Origin of the sequence: Alkaliphilus pronyensis (genome assembly GCF_009017275.1) — a bacterium.
GTDB lineage: Bacteria > Bacillota > Clostridia > Peptostreptococcales > Natronincolaceae > Alkaliphilus_C > Alkaliphilus_C pronyensis.
Genome location: NZ_WBZC01000044.1, coordinates 1 through 20,892, shown reverse-complemented (window position 1 = coordinate 20,892; position 20,892 = coordinate 1). Strand labels below are relative to the sequence as shown.

General features: G+C 34.8%; 22 protein-coding genes and 1 riboswitch. Of the genes, 3 read left to right on the top strand and 19 right to left on the bottom strand.

Annotation, left to right across the window (positions count from 1 at the left end):
- Positions 1 to 1,071 (bottom strand): hypothetical protein, encoded by a 1,071-nt coding sequence (locus F8154_RS11190; RefSeq protein ID WP_151861706.1) that lies wholly within the window; start codon positions 1,069 to 1,071, stop codon positions 1 to 3.
- A gap of 481 nt (positions 1,072 to 1,552) precedes the next feature.
- On the opposite strand from F8154_RS11190, the gene tyrS reads away from it, so the two are divergent.
- On the top strand, positions 1,553 to 2,776 hold the full coding sequence (gene tyrS / locus F8154_RS11185; protein WP_151861705.1) for a tyrosine--tRNA ligase: 1,224 nt from the start codon (positions 1,553 to 1,555) through the stop codon (positions 2,774 to 2,776).
- Positions 2,777 to 2,805: 29 nt separating this feature from the next.
- Here tyrS and F8154_RS11180 read toward each other — a convergent pair whose 3' ends face one another.
- From F8154_RS11180 to yedE, 3 genes are read right to left on the bottom strand one after another with little or no spacing between them, the layout of a single operon-like run.
- Positions 2,806 to 3,063, bottom strand: coding sequence for a DUF3343 domain-containing protein (locus F8154_RS11180; RefSeq protein ID WP_243141238.1), 258 nt, complete (start codon positions 3,061 to 3,063; stop codon positions 2,806 to 2,808).
- A gap of 30 nt (positions 3,064 to 3,093) precedes the next feature.
- The gene (locus F8154_RS11175; RefSeq protein WP_151861703.1) at positions 3,094 to 3,309 is read right to left on the bottom strand and encodes a sulfurtransferase TusA family protein; all 216 of its coding nucleotides are present in this window, start codon (positions 3,307 to 3,309) and stop codon (positions 3,094 to 3,096) included.
- On the bottom strand, positions 3,299 to 4,405 hold the full coding sequence (gene yedE / locus F8154_RS11170; protein ID WP_151861702.1) for a YedE family putative selenium transporter: 1,107 nt from the start codon (positions 4,403 to 4,405) through the stop codon (positions 3,299 to 3,301). The genes F8154_RS11175 and yedE overlap by 11 nt, the downstream gene beginning before the upstream one ends.
- 333 nt (positions 4,406 to 4,738) lie before the next feature.
- Here yedE and F8154_RS11165 point away from each other — a divergent pair, with 333 nt between their 5' ends.
- Entirely contained in the window at positions 4,739 to 5,587 is an 849-nt protein-coding gene (locus F8154_RS11165) for a DegV family protein (RefSeq protein WP_151861701.1), read from the top strand.
- A gap of 40 nt (positions 5,588 to 5,627) precedes the next feature.
- Here F8154_RS11165 and F8154_RS11160 read toward each other — a convergent pair whose 3' ends face one another.
- From F8154_RS11160 to F8154_RS11150, 3 genes are read right to left on the bottom strand one after another with little or no spacing between them, the layout of a single operon-like run.
- On the bottom strand, positions 5,628 to 6,566 hold the full coding sequence (locus F8154_RS11160) for a DUF362 domain-containing protein (RefSeq protein WP_192930266.1): 939 nt from the start codon (positions 6,564 to 6,566) through the stop codon (positions 5,628 to 5,630).
- 42 nt (positions 6,567 to 6,608) lie between these two features.
- Positions 6,609 to 7,757 (bottom strand): DUF362 domain-containing protein, encoded by a 1,149-nt coding sequence (locus F8154_RS11155; RefSeq protein ID WP_151861699.1) that lies wholly within the window; start codon positions 7,755 to 7,757, stop codon positions 6,609 to 6,611.
- A gap of 59 nt (positions 7,758 to 7,816) precedes the next feature.
- Positions 7,817 to 8,638: a Cof-type HAD-IIB family hydrolase gene (locus F8154_RS11150; protein ID WP_151861698.1), complete on the bottom strand. Its 822-nt coding sequence runs from the start codon at positions 8,636 to 8,638 to the stop codon at positions 7,817 to 7,819.
- 132 nt (positions 8,639 to 8,770) lie between these two features.
- On the opposite strand from F8154_RS11150, the gene F8154_RS11145 reads away from it, so the two are divergent.
- The gene (locus F8154_RS11145; protein WP_151861697.1) at positions 8,771 to 9,184 is read left to right on the top strand and encodes a transcriptional regulator PerR; all 414 of its coding nucleotides are present in this window, start codon (positions 8,771 to 8,773) and stop codon (positions 9,182 to 9,184) included.
- A gap of 23 nt (positions 9,185 to 9,207) precedes the next feature.
- On the opposite strand, the gene cobD is transcribed toward F8154_RS11145, so the two are convergent.
- The 12 genes from cobD to F8154_RS11085 all read right to left on the bottom strand — a co-directional run bounded on the left by cobD (position 9,208) and on the right by F8154_RS11085 (position 20,863).
- Positions 9,208 to 10,293: a threonine-phosphate decarboxylase CobD gene (gene cobD, locus F8154_RS11140; protein WP_151861696.1), complete on the bottom strand. Its 1,086-nt coding sequence runs from the start codon at positions 10,291 to 10,293 to the stop codon at positions 9,208 to 9,210.
- Positions 10,294 to 11,241, bottom strand: coding sequence for an adenosylcobinamide-phosphate synthase CbiB (gene cbiB, locus F8154_RS11135; protein WP_151861695.1), 948 nt, complete (start codon positions 11,239 to 11,241; stop codon positions 10,294 to 10,296).
- Positions 11,235 to 12,767 (bottom strand): cobyric acid synthase, encoded by a 1,533-nt coding sequence (locus tag F8154_RS11130; protein ID WP_243141237.1) that lies wholly within the window; start codon positions 12,765 to 12,767, stop codon positions 11,235 to 11,237. The genes cbiB and F8154_RS11130 overlap by 7 nt, the downstream gene beginning before the upstream one ends.
- Positions 12,764 to 14,017 carry an ABC transporter ATP-binding protein gene (locus tag F8154_RS11125; protein WP_192930265.1) on the bottom strand — a complete coding sequence of 418 codons (1,254 nt, stop codon included), beginning with the start codon at positions 14,015 to 14,017 and terminating at the stop codon, positions 12,764 to 12,766. The genes F8154_RS11130 and F8154_RS11125 overlap by 4 nt, the downstream gene beginning before the upstream one ends.
- A gap of 13 nt (positions 14,018 to 14,030) precedes the next feature.
- Positions 14,031 to 15,071, bottom strand: coding sequence for a FecCD family ABC transporter permease (locus F8154_RS11120; protein WP_151861693.1), 1,041 nt, complete (start codon positions 15,069 to 15,071; stop codon positions 14,031 to 14,033).
- 52 nt (positions 15,072 to 15,123) lie between these two features.
- Positions 15,124 to 16,110 carry an ABC transporter substrate-binding protein gene (locus F8154_RS11115; protein ID WP_192930264.1) on the bottom strand — a complete coding sequence of 329 codons (987 nt, stop codon included), beginning with the start codon at positions 16,108 to 16,110 and terminating at the stop codon, positions 15,124 to 15,126.
- A 26-nt stretch (positions 16,111 to 16,136) separates the two neighbouring features.
- Positions 16,137 to 16,733, bottom strand: coding sequence for a histidine phosphatase family protein (locus F8154_RS11110; RefSeq protein ID WP_151861691.1), 597 nt, complete (start codon positions 16,731 to 16,733; stop codon positions 16,137 to 16,139).
- A 10-nt stretch (positions 16,734 to 16,743) separates the two neighbouring features.
- Positions 16,744 to 17,478, bottom strand: a complete 735-nt coding sequence (gene cobS, locus F8154_RS11105; RefSeq protein WP_151861690.1) for an adenosylcobinamide-GDP ribazoletransferase — start codon at positions 17,476 to 17,478, stop codon at positions 16,744 to 16,746.
- Positions 17,478 to 18,023: a cob(I)yrinic acid a,c-diamide adenosyltransferase gene (locus F8154_RS11100; RefSeq protein WP_151861689.1), complete on the bottom strand. Its 546-nt coding sequence runs from the start codon at positions 18,021 to 18,023 to the stop codon at positions 17,478 to 17,480. Before F8154_RS11100 ends, cobS begins: the two co-directional genes overlap by 1 nt.
- Before the next feature lie 10 nt (positions 18,024 to 18,033).
- Positions 18,034 to 18,597 (bottom strand): bifunctional adenosylcobinamide kinase/adenosylcobinamide-phosphate guanylyltransferase, encoded by a 564-nt coding sequence (cobU, locus tag F8154_RS11095; RefSeq protein WP_151861688.1) that lies wholly within the window; start codon positions 18,595 to 18,597, stop codon positions 18,034 to 18,036.
- Positions 18,598 to 18,686: 89 nt separating this feature from the next.
- Positions 18,687 to 18,861: riboswitch (cobalamin riboswitch) on the bottom strand.
- Between the two features lie 49 nt (positions 18,862 to 18,910).
- Positions 18,911 to 20,218 carry an esterase/lipase family protein gene (locus F8154_RS11090; protein ID WP_192930263.1) on the bottom strand — a complete coding sequence of 436 codons (1,308 nt, stop codon included), beginning with the start codon at positions 20,216 to 20,218 and terminating at the stop codon, positions 18,911 to 18,913.
- 120 nt (positions 20,219 to 20,338) lie between these two features.
- Positions 20,339 to 20,863 carry a methylated-DNA--[protein]-cysteine S-methyltransferase gene (locus tag F8154_RS11085; protein WP_151861686.1) on the bottom strand — a complete coding sequence of 175 codons (525 nt, stop codon included), beginning with the start codon at positions 20,861 to 20,863 and terminating at the stop codon, positions 20,339 to 20,341.
- Positions 20,864 to 20,892 lie beyond the last annotated feature (29 nt).

The window sequence follows — 20,892 nt, the reverse complement described above, 5'->3', positions numbered from 1 at the left end:
TTAAAAGTCTTTGTAATTGGAAATAGCTGATACTCTACCTATATACAGCTGATCAATAATAATATTACCATATTTTTCTCCGTCCCCATTTTTAATATTAAAGTATTCCTCTCTATAGTTTATTCCATTTGTAGAATCTTGACTTGACCAGTATCTTAACCCAATAATCTTGTCATTTTCTTTAATCCAATTAAGAAAGACTACAGTATGTCCAGTATTATTATCTCTTGAGAAGTCAATAAAATCTCCTGCTTTAGCATCCTCCATATTATATATGCGTTGTCCAACCCCATATTTTTCTAGTGCTATTGCTAGGTTATGGGTTCTTTTATTACCACCTGCCACATACCATGTTAAGACAAAGTCATAAAGCTGTTTCCAATTCATTCCATTAAAATCATTTGGAGACAGTCCTACAGCTTTATTTCTTTTTTGCATAGCTTTAAAAAAGACTTCAAAGGTGATTCCAACGCAATGACTAGCCTTATCTCCGCTGGGATTAGCCCTTAACAGTAATTTATCCTTATAATATAAGTTTGTTGTAACTCCATTATAGCTATCATAATTTGTATTTAATAGGTAAGGTGTTCCAAGTTTGTAGGTTTTTATAATCTCCAACACATACCTATTTAAGTCTTCACTTACCAGTTCCCCTAGTTTTATCGATTCCTTTGAGTTATTATTAACATCATCTGAGTTATCAGGTTTATTTAGCTCCTCTTGCTTGTTATCTATCTTCTCAACATTCTGTTGCTGATCTTTATCACTTCTATTTATCTCATTTTCTATATTTTTGTCATCAATCTGAATATTTTCATCAGTTTCATCGGTTATAGTTTTTTCCTGGGGTGATTTATCCTCACCTTGATTATCGGCTGAAATTAAATCAGCTTCGCCATCATTATTATGGTTTTTTAACTCTTCTTCAATAGCAATTTTTTCTCCTTCAGCCTTTAGGTTAACTTCCATTTGGTTATGGGCCAATATGTAGTGTGAAGCTAATGCCAATGTAGTTAATATAGTAATAATTAATAAAGTATATGTAAGTTTTTTTTGCTTCTTTATAATCATAATCTTTAATGTCCCCTTTATTTTTATTTGCATAATATCATTTTACTATGGATGCCTGTGGGATTACATTGGTAATAGTTGTAATGATTAGCTTTATCCATAATAGACATACTATTAGTTAAGGTATAGCATATTCTTTAAATGATTTTTTTAATAATTTTTCAGTATTTTACTTGTAATTATTGGATTTTTTTGATAAAATGATTCAAATTAGATGAGTAATAGGCTATGAAGGATTAAATTAGTCTACCATGGTTACAAATTTAGAGAGTAGGTTGGCAGCTGAAAAGCCTACAGTACATGGAGGGATGAATTACACTCTGGAGCTTTGGAGAATACTCCACGACATCACACGTTAAGTGATTTGAGGCATGAATGTGTTTTATTCATGTAAATAAAGGTGGTACCACGGGTTTTCTCGTCCTTTTGGATGATGAAGGCCCTTTTATTTTTCAATTTATTAGATAGGAGGTAAAATAACATGACAAATGTATTTGATGTATTAAAGGAAAGGGGCTTTATTAAGCAAGCAACCCATGAAGATGAGATTAGAGAGCTTTTAGGTAAGAAAAAGGTGGCTTTTTATATCGGCTTTGACCCAACAGCCGATAGCTTGCATATTGGTCATTTCCTTCAAGTAATAGCAATGTCCCACCTACAAAGGGCAGGACATAAGCCGATCTTCCTCATTGGTGGAGGTACTGCTATGATTGGTGACCCCTCTGGAAAAACCGACATGAGGAAAATGCTTACACCTGAAGAAATAAATCGAAATGGTGAAGGATTTTTACAACAGACTAAGGGGCTTTTGGATTTTAATGAAGGTAAAGGAATATTAGCAAATAATGCCGATTGGTTAATGAAGCTGGAGTATATACCTTTTTTAAGGGAGGTAGGCAAGCACTTTTCTGTAAACAGAATGCTAACGGCTGAATGCTATAAAAACAGAATGGAGAAGGGGTTATCCTTCTTAGAGTTTAATTATATGATAATGCAGGCCTATGACTTTTTAGAGCTATACAGAAGACATGGCTGTAGACTACAGCTTGGAGGGGATGATCAATGGTCTAATATTATTGCTGGTGCTGACTTGATTCGTCGTATTGAAGGTGAATCTGCCTACGGCATGACCTTTACCCTATTAACAACTAGCGAAGGTAAAAAAATGGGAAAAACAGAATCCGGTGCAATTTGGCTTGATCCAGAAAAAACCGCACCCTTCGAGTTCTACCAATACTGGAGAAATGTAGATGACAAGGATGTTGAAAATTGCTTATCTCTACTAACCTTCCTACCGATGGAGGAGGTAAGAAGACTAGGTTCTTTAGAGGGTGCAGAAATTAATAGAGCAAAGGAAGTATTGGCATTTGAAGTTACAAAGCTAGCCCACGGTGAGATTGAGGCAGAGAAGGCTGAGGAGGCTGCTAAGGCATTGTTTGGCAAGGCTTCTATGGGGGGGTCGGTTCCTACAACTGAGGTAACTAAAAAGGAGCTGATAGAGATGGATATACTTGCTTTACTAGTAACCACTGAATTAGCCTCTTCTCGTGGAGAAGGTAGACGTCTTGTACAGCAGGGTGGAGTTTCTATAAATGACGAGAAGATAACTGACTTTAATTTTAACATAACAGAGTCATTGTTCTTAGATGGTTCTCTAATGATTAGAAAGGGAAAAAAGGTATATCATCAGGTTAGGCTTGTATAATTCTCATTAAAAAAGAATAGCTTACGTAGCTATTCTTTTTTTCCATTTATTAATTTTACAAACCAGTTGCTTTTACTTTGACTTTCTATTTTGTAGGTGTTATCCATTTCAATTTGATTGCTTAAACAGATTTTTAGAATCTCCTCCTTCTTTTCACAAGGAAACTCTGCCGCTGTACCACAACTGGAGCTAACCTGCCTGGGAACAGGCATAAGTCTTACTTCGTAATTTAAATCCTTTAATACTTTTTCGAAATTCAGTGCATGATATGTGGAATGGAATGTCATCACACAGTAAAAATTATTCAAGTTATCACCCTATTTTCTGATTAGTAGCCTATAGTCATTGTTACTTTCTTCTACTTCTACTATGAAGCCAAGATTTCCTGCATAGCGTTTAATATTTTCTACCGCCACCATAGCATCAACCTTAACCTCTACTGTCTCACCTTTATATATATCTAGGGCTTCCTTTGTCATAATCACTGGCTCTGGGCATGATCTGCCCCTTGCATCAACAATATTATATGCCAACTTCAACCTCTCCCTCTTTATTAATTTTATCTGTTTTCCTTTTAACAGCTGTAACAACGCTATAGCCAATAGCAATTGCTATTACTATTCCAATAATGACAGCAATCTTACCATTTGTTGTTACCCCAGCAGGACTTGCAGCTAAGCCAAAGTTATGGGCAAAGGCTGCACCAGTAATCAGTCCAAGTATAGTAATTGCTGCATCACCATCTCCTTCACCTGCAAGAATGGTTTGTCTTAATGGACAACCTCCCAATAAAACTGCTGTAATACCTGTAAGTGTCATGCCTAAAAAGTTCCATAAATGATTATTATGGGCAATAGGTTGACCTACAAAGCCAATGTTAATGGCTTCAAAGTTAAATATCACATTTCCAATTAGTGCGAAAGCAAAGATACCAATTAGGCCATACATATAGTGGAAATCCTTTATTAATATAACATCACGAAATCCACCAGCTGTACATAGTCTTGTTCTCTGTAGAATGGCTCCTATAACTAAACCAGCACCTAAAGCTAGTACAATAGGAGCAGCCATAGAACCAGGTCCACTTTCACTGAAGATTATAAAGGTTGGTGCTGCAATTAATAAAAGAAGTATTATGACAGCAAATACTGGCATAGTGTACCCTGTAGCGTTGGCATTTATCGTGCTTTTACCTAAAGTAAAGCCCTTTTTAAGGAATTGTATACCTACCCATATACCAGCTGTATAGCCTAATATACCTGTAATAGCATTTAAATCACCATTTGCTAGTCTTAATATCATACGTAGGGGACAACCAAGAAAAACCAATGCTCCAATCATTAGAAAGAAACCTAAAACAAACCTAATCATTGGGGATGATCCACCTCTAGGCTTAAACTCACCCTTTACCTTAGCTATAAGAAAAGCACCTAAGATAAAGCCTGAAATTTCTGGTCTTATGTATTGAACCACCGCAGCCCTATGTAAGCCTAAGCTACCTGCAATATCTCTAAAGAAGCATGCTACACATACTCCCATGTTTACGGGATTACCAAATTTAACTAATAGGGCACTTAATATACCAATAATTCCACCTGTTGCTATAATTTTACCTTTACTGCTAAACATTTTCATCCTCCTTATGTAATAGTTTTCAATACCATATACATTATATTTGATAAAAGATAAAATTAATAATTGGTAATTTCAATTCAATAGTAGTAAAGTATTTAAAAATTCTATATCAAATTCTAATGATTGGTTGTAAATTTTTTAAAATAAACCTTATCACAAATACAAAAGAAATAATATAATAGTAATGTAGATGTTCTAGGGGTTTTAAAGAATTTACCCTTATTAATGGAAGCTATTTCTTTATATTTCTTTTATTTTACATTTGAAATTTTTCCTATTTTAGGTATTATTATTACTAGAGGTATTTTTATAGGGGAGGCATTTAAAGTGGCAAATATTAAAATTATTACCGACAGTACCTGTGATCTTTCTTCTGCTATAGTTAAGGAGCTGAATATTGCCATTGTTCCATTGTATGTTGTTTTTAAGGATGTAAGCTATAGGGATGGTGTAGACATAACAGCAGCAGAGCTTTATTCTAAGGTGAATAAGCTTAAAGAATTACCCAAAACCTCTGCACCCTCACCTAAGGACTTCCATGAAGTATTTAAGCCCTATATCGATAATGGAGACGATATATTATATATTGGCTTATCCTCAAGGCTGTCATCAACTATACAAAATGCAAAAATAGCAGCTAACGAATTTCCAGAAGGACGAATAAAGATAATTGACTCCTTTAACCTATCAACAGGAATAGGTTTGTTGGTTTTGATGGCAGCAGATTTTGTTAAGGAGGGATTAACCCTTAAAGAGATTTTTGCTAGAATTCAAGAAAGCCTTCCAAAGGTAAAAACCTCCTTCGTAATTAACACGTTGGAGTACTTGCATAAGGGGGGTAGATGCTCTGCAATACAAAGCTTTGTAGGTGGAATGCTTAAAATTAAACCCATTGTGCAGGTAGTAGATGGCAGAATGATTTTAGGCCATAAAACTAGAGGGAAAATTGAAAAGTCCTTAAGGTCATTAATTGAGCTTACTATGAAGGATAAGGATAGGATTGATTTAAAGAGAATAATTATTACCCATTCAGAAGCAGATGAAGAGGCTAAATTATTAAAAAAGGGATTAGAAGAGGCTTTATCACCTAAAAGCATAATAATAACCTCTGCAGGCTGTGTAATTTCAAGTCACTGTGGACCTAAAACCGTTGGTATTATTTATCTAACAAAATAATTGTCAATTTCTTGATAATTAAGGTTATAAAACATCATAACTATTGATTACCATGTATATTTTTTATTTGGTTATTTTTATCTAAAACCACCTCTTGATTATAGGCGGCAATGGAAAAAATCTTTTCAGCTTCTTCTAAGGATAAGCCTTTAATTATCATATTTTTAGGATCGGCTTCTCCAAACCCTTCTTTATAAAGGCTGTATATATAGCTTATTGCCTGTGGAAGAAATCCCAATAATCTACCACCAATTGCATCTGCTGCCACAGCATCAGTTGAGGCTATAATTAACCCCTCTGTATTAACTGCTTTACCATCGGAGGGGCCTGTACCAATCATGGCTTTATCAACGCTTAATATTGCAATATCTGTAGCTATTTTCTTTGATATTGCCCTTATAAATCCATGCAAATCCTCATGGATGCCTAGATTTTTCTTTGGATATCCATGTACCTCTGCTGGAGGCCATCCTAATGCAATATTTTTAACAGTTCCACTTATTGTAGCTTCTTCGTGAAGCTTTAGCTGACTAAAGCTAACAAGCACATCCATATCTTCAATTATTCTGTTTATTTTTGTTGATTTAATAATATCATGATCAAGGCTTAAGTCTATGAAGGGGCCAAAATTCAAATCTATAAATTCTACCTCTTCTTCATCAATTACCTTCTTATAGCCAACCTTATAAAAAACATCAAGAGTTTTATCCCCACCAGAGCCACATGCTATAGTTATTTTTTTAGGCTTCATACCCTTTATACACTTAATTAATTCTTGTAGAGTTTGGGGCCCAACTACAGTAGCGGTATTTGCTGGCTTTGCCTTAACCCAATTGGGGGTAATTACAACATGGTCCCCCTCTTTAACAAGCTTTTTTATAGGTAACCCATTTAATGCACTGGAAATAGCCTCTCTTTTAATTGGACTTTTTGATATGTAGACGTAGGGCTCATTTACTCTTCTGCTCTTCACTAACATACTCCTTTCTTTAACGCAAGTACTTCATTAAATATCAGCTAATTACATTCTTAAAATACGATTAATGAGCTTTCTTCGTTTTATAGCCACAGCCTTTTTAGGACAAAGCTCCTGACAGCAGAAGCATCTAATACATTTTTTCAAATCAACATATGGCTTATTATCCTTCATAATAATTGCATCAGGAGGGCAGCTAACTTGACAGTCTTTACAGCCTATACAGTCTTGGTGAAGAAATAGTGGTTTTGGCTGAAGGGCATTCATTAGTATTTTTTCTAAAAATGCAGGAACTCTTCCTTTAATAAAGTGTATACTATTCATACTTGGCACGTTAAACTCTTTTACATTGCACTCCTCCAGTGATAGGCCCTTTACTAAGCAATCCTCTAAGTTTTCCTTTATTAAACCCCTCTCAATACTATTTTTTATAGTGGGTACTTTAGATGCTGCTAATCCAATTATTTTTGCCGCAATTGCATCTAAATGATAGGGACTTTCTGAGGCTAGAACTAGCCCTACTTTTCTTGGGTCTCCTGCTGATGGTCCTTCACCCTCCATTCCTATTATGCCATCCATAAAGGAAAGGGTTGGTTTTACATAGCTACATACATCAACCAGCATATTGCAAAATTGATACACATCTGGCATTTTAAAATGATAGTCAATTTTTTGTAAACCCGGTATTACCCCAAACATATTTTTGACAGCCCCAGTAAATACAGCCATACCATGGGTTTTCAACTTAGAAACAGATATGACCACATCTACATCCTCAACAATTTTAATTAAGTTTATTTTCTTTATTGCCATACCATCTGGAAAATCTCTTTCAACCACTTCAACATCTTTATTTAGAATAAAGCCCCCTTCAATAGCTATTTCTTCAATGCCACAGGCCCTATAAACACCCTCCAGCTGTCTTATAGTATAGGGACCAGCAGGGCTATCTCCTAATATAACCTCACAGCCATATTCTACTAATATATCCCCCAGTGCTTTTACAAATACAGGATGGGTAGTAACAGCTTCTTCAGGCCTTTTTTTCATAAGTAAATTAAGCTTTAGCAAAACCCTTTGTCCCTTTTTTATGTATTTACTTAATCCACCAAGGTGATCTATGGAATCTTCAATGGCAGCCCTCACGTTTTCATACTTATAATCATTAGCTTTAGATATGGCAACCGTCTTCATTTTATAACATTCCCCCTATTATAAAAAAATTTATTAAAGTGTAACTATTTGTAACTCTGCTAAGATAAAAGGTACTTCTTAATACCTATAGCCACACCATGATTATCATTTGTTTCTGTAACATAGTGGGCTTTGTTTTTAACTTCAGCCTCACTGTTTCCCATAGCAACAAAGGTACCTACATAATCCTTCATAGAAAGATCATTATAATTATCACCAAAGGCTATTATTTCATCCTTTTTTATGTTCATTAGCTGACTTAGCTTTAAAATAGCTTTTCCCTTTGAAACCCCTTTATTCATTATCTCTAAATTATTATACCACGACTTATCTACTTCAACATTATGAATGCTGTTGAATTCCTTTCTTATATCTTCTAATCTATCTCTATCTTCATTAACAATAACAAACTTTAACAATTCTGGCCTGTAATTATAAATATATTCTATGCTGTTACCAATAGACTCAATATGGATACCATCATTTATTCTCTTTCTTCCCCTCCAGTAATAGTCCTTTAGGTAGTCAATATTTTTATCTATCACACATAATTTTTCTTGATCATAAAAATGATAATACAAATCATAATTATCACAGATTTCTATTACTTTTATTGCATCTTCTACTTTTAATGGGTCTGAGTAAATAACCCTATTATCATGAAAGTTACGTATTAAAGCTCCATTACAAGCTATTATCGGGGTATTAATTCCTAAAATCTCAGCATAAAATCTAGCAGATGTAAAAATTCTTCCAGTAGCTATAGCAATGTTAACTCCTGCATCTTTAGCTTTTTTTAACATGGTTTTGTTTTCTTTGCTAATCTCACTATTACTGTTCAGCAGTGTTCCATCCATATCTAATACAATAAGCCTATACATCTTTTTTTCCTCCTAACAGACATGTTTGTGGACAATTATTAAACTTTATTAACAAGGATTGACAATTTTTTAGTGTTAACTTATAATTAGGATGAATAATGGATAATATATTATTTTTTAGGGGGTGTTTAAATGGAAGCCTTGGTGAAAGTATTAAAAAATCACAAGTGCAAAATAACACCACAACGACTAGCTGTATATCATGTTTTAAGGAATAATAAGGATCATCCTAATGCTGAAGCAATATTTAAAATGCTAGAGCCTAACTACCCTACAATTAGTTTGGCTACGGTATATAAATCACTAGAGCTTTTCGCAGAGCTTGGTCTTATTCAGGCTATTAATTTAGGAGAGAATAGCTTTAGATACGATCCTAACCCAAAGGTTCATCCCCACGTTATATGTTCAAAATGTAATAAGGTGGAGGACTTACCTGAAGAATACTTTGATGACTTGAAAGCAGTTGTAGCAAAATTAGTGAACTATAAGGTAACTAAGCAGCACTTAACCTTTTATGGAATTTGTTCAGATTGTAATACAAACTAACACTTGGTAATCCAGGTGTTTTTTTATTTTAAAGCATTGGTTAAATCACTTAAAAGCCTTTCATTTGAAGCTTTATCTTTAATGGCTAATCTAAAATATTGTTTATTTAACCCAATAAAATCTGAACAGTCTCTAATTAGTATTCCTTTTCTTAACAGCCTTTGCTGCAATTGCTTTGCTGTTAACTGCTTTGTTAGAATTTTTATTAAAATAAAATTTACCCTCGTAGGAAAAACCTTTATATCCTTTATAGCAATTAACTTGTCAGTAAACCATTCTTGCTGCTTACTAAGCCACTCTCTAGTGTTTAAAACATACTTTTTTTCAGACAGAATAACTTCACCAAAATAACCTCCAAAGGTATTAATGTTCCAGGGAGGCAATAGGGCTTCTACCTTCCTTTTGACTTTTTCATTACTGGTAATTCCAAAGCCTAATCTTAATCCCGGAACACCATAAAACTTAGTAAAGGCCCTTACAAGCATGAGGTTATCATAATCTTTATAGTATTCCATCAATGTATAGGTGGCTTCATTGGCCACAAAATCCATGAATGCCTCATCAACCATTAAAAATATTTTATTAAGTCTACAATACTGAATTATATCCAGCATTTCTTTTGGCTCAACTAGGCCTCCTGTTGGGTTGTTTGGATTGCATATAACTAGCATATCTATAGTTTTATTATTTTCCATATAATTTATTAGTTTATTAGCCTTTAATTGAAAAAAGTCTTTTTCTTTAAGCAAGTAATTTTGTACTGCATCTTCTTTGCTCTTTAATGATCTTCTATATTCATTAAATGTAGGCTCAACTATTAAAGGTCTTTTAGGATTTATTGCCCTAATAAAATTAAAAATTATTTCAGAGGCACCATTTCCAACTATAATATCAGCTTTATCCAATGAATAGTATTGACCTATGGCTTTTTTTAAATCATTATATTTAATATCAGGGTATTTAACCAAATCCTCCACTGAATTCAAAATAATTCTCTTTAGGCTATCTGGCACCCCCAGAGGGTTAATGTTTGAGCTGAAATCCAGTATATCATTTCTCGGAATACCCATCTTTTCTTCAATTTCATATATATTTCCACCATGTATCATCTATATCCCACCTATTAACATTTTAAAAGCCATAAAAAATAATAAACCTACAAAGGAGGCAATATACATTAATTTAGTAGTTTGTAATATAACCTTTGGCTTTAAGGGGTTTTTATTTACTCCTATTGTAGGCTTATGTATAACCTCACCAAAATATCTACTTGCCCCACCCAGCTGAATCATTAGGGCCCCTGCAACAGCTGCTTCAGGAAAGCCAGAGTTAGGACTACTATGGTTTCTACCCTGTAATATTGCCAGCTTCATAGCTTTAGTAAAGCCATACCCCATTAGAAAGCTACCTATTGAAATAAAAACAACACTTAATCTTGCTGGTATATAATTAACTATATCATCTAATTTTGCCGATGCTCTTCCAAAATATATGTACCTTTTGTTTTTATAGCCCACCATAGAATCTAAGGTATTTATAGCTTTATATGCCATTGCCAAAGGTGGACCTCCTATTGCTAAATAAAAGATAGGGGCAATAATTCCATCTGAAATGTTCTCTGAAATTGTTTCAACTGTTCCTCTAACTATTTCTTCTTGAGATAAATCGTGGGTATCTCTACTGACAATGTAGGATAATTGCTTCCTAGCTTTTGTAATATCCCCAGTATTTAAAGTTGTGTATATTTTCTTGCCCTCCTGCCCAAGGCTTTTGGTTGCTAGGGTGGTATAGGCTATTACTATTGATATTAAAGTACCCCAGCCTTCGTGGACTAGGTAGGAAGCATACACAACAAAGAAGGTAATTATATAGCTTATGGCTACAACAAGTATTGTGGTAATCATTCCCATTAAAAGCTGCTTTTCTTTATTGTCCTCACTATACAAAAAGTACTCTATTTTAGCTATTAGCTTACCTATTAATCTAACGGGATGGGGGAAGTCTTCAGGATCACCGGCAAAAATGTCTATAATATATGCCCCTAGTAGCACTAGCATAGGGTGTCCTCCAAAATAGCATAGATAGCCTTCATGTCAATGTTTTCTCTAAAAAGCTTGGCAAGCTTATTATACTCATTCTCTTTATAGCCCCTTAAGTCAATAGCCTTATCAACCCTATCCATTCCTCGCTTCTCTAGTAAATAGTTTATAACCTCTAGGGTAAATTCTCCATCATCAAATATACCATGAAGGTATGTACCAAAAACATTACCGGTTTCATTTACTGCACCATCAAAATAATTTGCTTCATCCTTAAACCTTTTTGTAATGTGTATTAGGGGCATTGCATTTTTACCCAGCAATGTACGACCCATGTGTATTTCATAGCCAGCTACCTTTATAGGTTTAATTGAGCTATTAAATATAGTACCTGTTGCTTCTACAAAGCCTTCAACCTGTGTAGTAACCTTACTGCCTTCAAATTTTGTTTCTATATCAAGTAATCCTAAGCCATCCATTTCCTTTATATTACCCTCAACTGAGTATGGATCAGCTAGGCTTTTACCAAGCATTTGATAGCCTCCACATATACCAAATATTACTGCTCCCCTTTTATGACTATTTATGATTTCCTTATCTAAGCCTGTATCCTTTAAATATTTTAAATCTGATATTGTATTTTTTGAGCCTGGTATAATTACCAAATCTGAATCTACTATTTTATCGGTAGAGGAAACATATCGTAGCTCCACCTGTGGCAATGTTTCAATAATATGAAAGTCTGTAAAGTTTGAAATATAGGGTAAACGAATTACATCTACTTTTATGGCATTTTCCTTCTTTGCTGATTTTTTAAATCTGTCTGTAACACTGTCTTCATCCTCAATGTTTAAGTCACCGTAGGGCATTACACCTAATACTGGTACATTAACTAGCTCCTCTAGCATTTTTAACCCTGGCTCAAGTATTTTTCTATCCCCTCTAAACTTATTAATAATTATGCCTTTAATTCTTTTTCTTTCATTTTCCTCTAGCAGCATTATAGTTCCATAGATGGATGCAAAAACACCACCCCTATCAATATCACCTATTAAAATAACAGGACTATCTGCTATTTCTGCCATACCCATGTTTACTATATCATTTTCCTTTAGGTTTATTTCTGCTGGGCTACCTGCCCCTTCAATTACCACGATATCGAAGCTATTACTTAGCTCTTCATATATTTCTTTAATCATAGTCTTAAGCTGTGGCTTAAATTCATGATATTGGCTGGCGGTCATGTTTTTATATACCTTACCCTTAATAATTACCTGTGCTGCCTTTTCTGCTGTAGGCTTAAGCAGTATAGGGTTCATTTTTGCTGATGGAGCTATGTTTGAGGCCTCAGCCTGTATAACCTGAGCCCTCCCCATTTCCAGTCCCTCCTCTGTAATAAAGGAATTTAGTGCCATGTTTTGTGATTTAAAGGGTGTAACCCTATAGCCGTCTTGAAAAAAAATTCTACATAATGCGGCAGTTAACAGGCTTTTTCCTACTGAGGATGCTGTTCCTTGCAGCATTATACCTTTTCTCCTTTTCATACTGAAGCCTCCAATACATGAAGCATATGCTCCTTATCTTCTATAAAAATTAAACCACTTTCTTTTAACAGCTGTAATTTCTTTAAGGCTTTTCCACCAGTATAGTCAAATTTATTTTTATTGTTAAAGGCATACACTTTTTTTCCTTTTTTAAGCTGTTTATAAAGAATATCTAGGTTTTTTAGGTTTCCCCACCCTATTGGTAAATCCGTCATAATAATTATATCGGCAGCATCTGCCAGCCGATGGGCCTTTTCAATGGTGCCTTCTCCTATTTCACTAAAGGGTAATTCTTCTGCCATTTGAAGCTTATAAATGGAAGCCATCTCCCAGTCACCATCTCCTCTATTAACTACTCCAATAGTTACTACATAACCCCCCTCAACTAGGCTTTGTATTAATCCCTTTCCTGTTCCGCCACCACATACTAAATGAATCCTTTTGTTTTGGGGTTGATTGGATTTCTTAATTAATGAAATTGGGTTTATTTGAATACTGCCGGTATAGGGGTTTCTATCAATTATCATCTCCATAGCATAGGCCTTTTTTAATGCTTCTACCGTCAAAACCTCTTCAGTTTTTCCCATAGTCACTAGGCAACCCTTATGCAGTAGAATTATCTCTTCACTATATCTAGCAGCTAGGTTAATATCGTGTAATACTGCTATGATTGTAACACCCTGTTTTTTATTTATTGATTTTAAAAGCTCCAGCACTTCTAATTGATGATGTATGTCAAGGGATGAGGTGGGCTCATCCAATAGAATAACCTTAGATTCTTGTGCAATTGCCTTAGCAATAATCGCTCTTTGCCTTTCTCCTCCACTAATTTCATTAATGCTTCTGTCACGAAGATGCCAGGTATTAGTGGCAACCATTGCATCCTTCACTTTTTCTAAGTCATGGTGGGTCTCTTTACTAAATCTTTTTATGTGGGGGTTTCTTCCCATTAAAACAATATCCATTACATTAAAGTCATAGGATATAGCTGTATCCTGTGGAACAACTGCCATTTCCATGGCTAAGCCCTTAGTTGAGTACTGGGTAAGACTAATATCATTTAAGACTATTGTTCCTCCCTGTGGCTTTAAATTTGAAGCCAATAGCTTTAATAGGGTAGATTTTCCAGAGCCATTAGGTCCAATGATAGTAATAAAGGAGTTTTTTTCTATTTGAAATGTAATATTGTTGATTATTGTAGCTTCGTCATACTTAAATGTAATGTTACTTGCCTTTATAGATTTTTGCATAACATCCTCCATGCTAAATCACTTTTTTTGTTCTTCTCAGTAAATATATAAAAAAGGGCCCACCGGATAATGCAGTTATAATTCCAACAGGAACTTCAGTAGGGGCTATAATGGTTCTTGCTAGGGTATCTGCTGCAATTAAAAATATTCCCCCCATAAGACCGCTGGCGGGTATTAAAACCCTGTGGTCTGGCCCCACCAGCATCCTCATTATATGGGGGATAATTAAGCCAACAAAGCCTATAATTCCACTAACTGAAACAGCAAAGGCAGTAATAAATGCACTTGTAACTAAAATAATTCTTTTCACCCACTCAACGTTAACACCAGTGTTTTGTGCTGTAGCTTCACCCAGTAACAATACATTTAAATCTTTTGAAAAAATATAGATTATTATTGAAGCAATAATTATTGGTAATATGGCAATTTGCACATGATTCCATCCTCTTGAGGAAAAGCTACCTAAGGTCCAAAAAACTATACTGGTTACATCCTTAGATGATATAACCATTATAAAGGACATAATAGCAGTATAAAATTGACCTGTAGCTATACCTGCCAGTAGAAGGGTGGTGACGGGTACCTTTGATTTAACCCTTGCCAGCTGATAAACTATAAAGGTTGCCAATAAAGCCCCAATAAAGGCGAAAATCGATACAGCCCCAACCCCCAGTATTGTTTTATTGAGCTTTAATAATATCGCAATTGCAGCACCTAGAGCTGCACCAGAAGATGTTCCAATAACATAGGGATCTGCCATTGGGTTCTTTAATAGCCCTTGAAAGGAAACCCCAACTATTGATAATCCGTAGCCAACTAATAGGGCGAGTATTATTCTAGGTAGCCGAATATTTAATATAATAAAGATGTGGGAGTCTGGTATTCCTGATAAATCAATTAATCCATCAATAATTGGAATTTGACTTGCAATTATTTTAATTCCATTAAGTATAGAAATATTTGCGGCACCCACTACCGATGCTATGCTGACTACCCCAAACAGAATAAAAAGCAATAATAAAATTTTATTTACAGACTTAATTCTTATTTTCATTTGTCCTCCATTAATTTTAAGCCCGCCCTTTTTGGGGGCGGGAATAATAAATTTAAAATGCATCTGGATGAATTGCCTTAGCAATAAGCTCTAATGCTTCTATAATTCTTGCACCTGGTCTTGAGACTACATTGGGTTCTAATAACTCAATTTTATCGTTTTTTATAGCAGCTATATTGGAATAGCCTGGCCTTGCTTTTATGTTATTTTTAAGCTGAAGCTCCTCCTCCTCTGTTAAAAGGCTTTTTTCAGAGGTATGGGCTGGAGCAATGTATATTTCAGGGTTCCTCTCAACTAAAACTTCTACACTGAATTGAGGATATGCACCCTCTGCATCAGAAGCAATGTTTTCTCCTCCAGCTAATACAATTAATTCATCTATAAAGGATCCTGGTCCTGCTGTCATTAAAGGCTCATCCCATACTTGGTAAAAAACCTTCTTCTTTGGCTTATCCTTAACCTTAGCAATAATTTCATCCCTCTTGTTTTCCATCTCTTCTATTAGCTTCTGTGCCCTTTCTTCCTCATCTGCTATTTCTCCAATTACTGCAATTGTTTCAAGTATTTCTTCAATTGTCTCAGGCATATACTTAACTATTGTTATACCGGCAGCTTCAAGCTGTTGAATAGCTTCAGGTTGTCCTTCACCATAAACAAATACAATATCAGGATTAAGCTCTATTATTCTTTCACTATTGGTGGTCCATGAGCTTCCCACCTTTTCCATATCCTGTGCCTCGGCAGGGTAATCACAATAATCTGATACTGCCACTAGCTTATCTCCTAAGCCTAATGCATATAAAATTTCTGTTTGACTTGGTGCAATAGAAATAAACTTTTCTGGTTTGCTATTAATAGTTACTTGGTTTCCTAAGCCATCTGTTATAACTAATGGATACTTAGGCTCCTCCACCTGTGTTTCTTCTTGTGAATCCAATTCCTCTGGCTTATCAATTGTCCCTTCTTCTCCGCCACATCCCGCTAATAATCCAACTGTTAAAAGCATTATAATAAAAAACATAATAAGACTTTTCTTCATTATTTACTCCTCCTATAGCTTGTAAATTATTTAACTTCATTAAGCTTAACCAATATATTGAAATTTTCTGTAGCTTCTATAATTGAAAGACTACAGTGATCAATTTTAAAGTTCCAATGCTTATTAATATCTCCAGTTATTAAGTGGGCTATTATGTTTCTAATCACACCACTATGGGAAACAAGGAGTATATTTTTTTTATCATTGGTTTTAAGTAACTCTTCAATCCCTGATGCTACTCTGTTATACATGTCCCTAAGACTTTCTCCTTCTGGAAAGCAAAAGCCCACGTAGTCTTTTTGAAGCTGCTTAAATATTTGAGGGTGCTTTTCTTTAATCTCATTCATACAAAAGCCTTCAAATCTTCCAAAGTGAATCTCCTTTAAAAAGTCTAAGGAATATATTACGGACTTATTGTTTTCCATAATAATTTCAGTTGTTTCTACCGCCCTCTTTAAGCCACTATTATAGATTACATCAAACTCTAAATTTTGAAGGGCTTTTGATAAGCTTAAAGCCTGTTCTCTTCCCCTGTCATTTAAGCCAGGGTCTGACCAACCGCATAGTTTTTTATTAAGGTTGTAATCGGTTTCTCCATGTCTTACAAGATACAGCTTTGTCATTACTTCACTCCTAGAATATATTTATAATCAGTAATAGGTATAACAGGTATAGAGTCTCCACCATTTCACACAGGGCACCCAAGGTATCTCCTGTCATTCCACCTATTTTTTTATCACAATACCTTTGAAAGCAATAGGTGAAGACCCACAATATAGGAATGAAAAAAATGCTTACTGGTTGAAATATAGTGGCTATAGCTGTAAATATAATGCTTATAAGTACTTGCTTTTTTTCAACCCTACCGATAAATATGTTTCCAAGTCCGGTTTCTCTTGCATACTTGGCATTAAAGCTGCCTAGCACAAGGGAAAGCCTGCCAAAAACTGGCATTATAACTAAGGCACCATATACATTCCAAATACCTATACTAGATAGGCTTGTAATTTTAATTAACAGTACAAATATAATTGCCAATACTCCATTTGTTCCTAAGCAACTATCCTTCATTATTTCCAACATTCTTGCCCTAGACTTATTGCTGTATAATCCGTCAAAGGTGTCTCCTAGTCCATCCATGTGAAGCCCACCAGTTAAGACCACAAAACTGCCTATGGTAAGAATAATAGCCAGTTGATGGGGAAAAAACACATTAGCCACTCTAAAAACAAACAATAGTAGTAATCCTATGGTTGCTCCAACAATAGGAAAATAGATTATTCCCTTGTCAAAATCTTCTTGGTGGGGCATGTCCCTAATTATTGTTAAACGGGTTAAGAATTGTAATACACCAATGAATCTTATCATTAGCTTTCTATTCCCTTTCGAGCATATATTCCTTTTTCAAAGGGATGCTTTATCATTTTCATTTCAGTAACATAATCAGCTAGGTCCATTAGCTCTTTTGGAGCATTTCTTCCAGTTAGTATTAGCTCAACAAGTGGAGGCTTTTTCTCAATCAGCTTAATTATATCCTCCACAGATAATATCTCATTAAATAGTACTGCCATAATCTCATCTAATATAATAAGATTAAACTCATCACCTTCTAAATAGCTTATTACTTCCTGCAATCCTTGTTGAACCTCTCTTTTTACAGCTTCCTTCTCTTCTTCCTTTAAAAACTTGTAAAAGCTGTTTAAGGGGGCATATCTAATCAGCTTAAAGTTTGGAGCCATTCTTTCAATGCTATGTAACTCTCCTGTGTCATCTCCCTTTAAAAACTGAACCATTAATACCTTGTAGCCTCCTCCTGCAGTTCTGGTGCCTTGTCCAATTGCCGCTGTGGTTTTACCTTTTCCATCTCCTGTATAAATGTGAATTAATCCCTTTTCTAGCTTTTTAATAGCCATATAATCACCCCTATTTTAGTTTCCATGGTATACCACTAACTACGAAATATACCTCATTTCCTTCCTTTGCAAGATATTGATTTATTCTTCCTGCAATATCCCTAAAGGCTCTAGCTAACTTATTATGTGGAACTATTCCTAGACCAACCTCATTAGTAACCAATACTGTCTTTACAGGTGCCTTCTTACACACATTAACCAGTCTGACAATTTCTTCAAACACTGATGCTTCTATACTGCTGATTTCCTCTGGAGTGATACATTCCCAATTTAGTTCCTGCTTTAGCATCAAATTAGTTATTAATAGTGTAATACAATCTAATAGTATAGCATCAACTTGGTTTTGGTATGCACCTATTACATCGTATAGCTTTTCATATCCTTCATGGGTAATCCAATTTGTAGCTCTTCTTTCCCTATGCTTCTTTATTCTGTCTCTCATTTCATCATCATATGCTTCTGCTGTTGCAATATACAGTACTTTACCTTCTAATTCCTTAAGTATTTCTTCTGCAAAGGTGCTTTTTCCACTTCTAGCCCCTCCTGTTATTAAAACTAATGGTTTGTTATCCATACATCACCCCACATATGTTAAAGCCCCTACCGAAAAAGGTAAGGGCTATTCTGCATTTAAGCATAAAACAACCCCTTCCCTCCGAAGGTTTGCCTCTAAATGTATTGGTAGGTCTCCTGACTTACAAGTCCTCCTACTAACAGCTCCTTCCCGGTAACCCAGTGGATATGCTGCCATAGTCCTTGCTTACAGTAGCGGGGGCTGTAGTGGCTTTTCACCACTTTCCCTATTAAGCTTATAAGCACCATTACACTTTTTATTTTTAACTAACCTTATCATATCAAAATAAATTTTTTTTAGCAATATACTTTTATTACTCCTCATATATTACCTGTAGCTTAAATACCTGTTTTTCATTTACTTGTAAATCATTTAGTTGAACCTCTTCATCTATATCCCTACTAATTCCGTCCCCCATTATTAAAATATTAAATTTTTCTTGCTTTAAGCTATTGGTAATTACATCATATTCTCCCATCGGAGTATCCTTCATAATAATCCAAGTAAGGCTTTCATGGTGTACCTGCTGTATAAACTGGTGTCGGCTAAATACATTGCCATTTCTTAAGTCCAGCAGTTTAAACCCTCCAGCAGCCTCTATTGTAAGATTAATATCCCCACTAATTATAATATGTAGGGTTTTGAATTCTTCATAAGAATCCTCTAAGGCTTCTCCATATATTTCACCAATTTCCTTTAGGGCTCCTTTTAAAAGTCCTTGATGATTTTTCTTTAACACTATATTATTTAAAGAGTTCAGTTCTGCACTCTTTAATATTACTGTACCATCTCCCTGTAGGGTTTTTATTGTACCCATTATGTATTCTTCATTATTTTTAATTAACTCTTCTCCCTTTAGTATCAGCTTTTCATGGGTAGAAAAACCTGTTCCTATTATACTGTAACCCTGTTTTATTCTTGATTGTATAATTTTTTGATTATAATTTAACCTATCTAGCAAAAAGTTATCATATCTAATTAAATGTCTGGATATATCGTTTATTTTTCGGTTTACTGTCTCATAGCATAAAAAATCACCGTATTCATTGGAGGGTATCAAATTACCAATAGAAGGCAGCTGATTATGTATAGCCTCCACATCCCCAGAGCCAAGTGATATTTTTAGTAATTTAGCTAATACCCATAGATAACCCTTGTACAAATAGTCATTTATACTCTTTTTTTCACCCTCTAGTAGCTTACCAGTAGACCATAAATAATATGCTTCTACAGTTCCACAGTTTGGAGTACCCATCAATAGTACCCGATCAACATCATAGTTGTAATTATCACCTTGTATATAGCACCTTGTAACAATTCCACCATAACTATGGGCCATTATATCAATGCTTTTAGTTGGATGCTTTTCTCTTACTGTTTGTAGCAATGGTCTTAGATATTCTTTTTCTACATCTTTAGCAGTCTTTCTCCAATCATAATGGCATATAAAGAGGTTTTCCTCTTTTCTATAGCCTAACTCCTCTAGCCCCTTAATGAAGGGCTGATATATCCAGCTGGCAACCCCAAACTTCCATTTTCCAGTTCCCCTTATCATCTCCTCACCTATTGAACCCATTAAGCCAGGTATAAAAACTATTGGATTTTTAACTAACTCCTTCAAAAATAAACACCTCACCATAAGTAGACTTTATACAAATTATGCATAATGTGAGGTATTCATTACTATAATAAGCTTAGTTTATATGGAGCTTTTCAATTCAAATGTGGTTTATACTGAAGTCTATATAACCTTATCATCTTTTACATTTATTCCTTCAAGCTTAAGTAGCTCTTCTTTAATGTGCAATCCACCACCATAGCCTATAAGCCTATTGTTTACACCAATTACACGGTGACATGGAATAACTATAGGAAGCTTATTTTTGTTATTAGCCATCCCCACCGCCCTCATTGCCTTGGGGTTATCTATTCTCTCTGCAATATCCCTATAGGAGGCTGTCTTTCCATAGGGTATATTGGCTAACTCTTTCCAAACCTTAGTTTGAAAGGCTGTACCTGTTAAGGATATTGGAAAGGTAAATTCTTTTCTTTTTCCCTGAAAATATTCGGTTAGCTGATTAATGTATTGTAGATTTTTTTCTCTGTCTTTAATTGGCTCTAAACTTGGAAAATGATCCTTTAACAGTTCCACAAACTCCTCTTGTTCCTTATTAAACTCTATAAGCAGTAAACCTTTTGATGATGAAGCAATCAATAGCTTCATAGTTGAAAAATTAAGGCTAGTGTAGTAAACAGCTTCTATCATTTTATATCACCCTCGTATAATATGTTTAG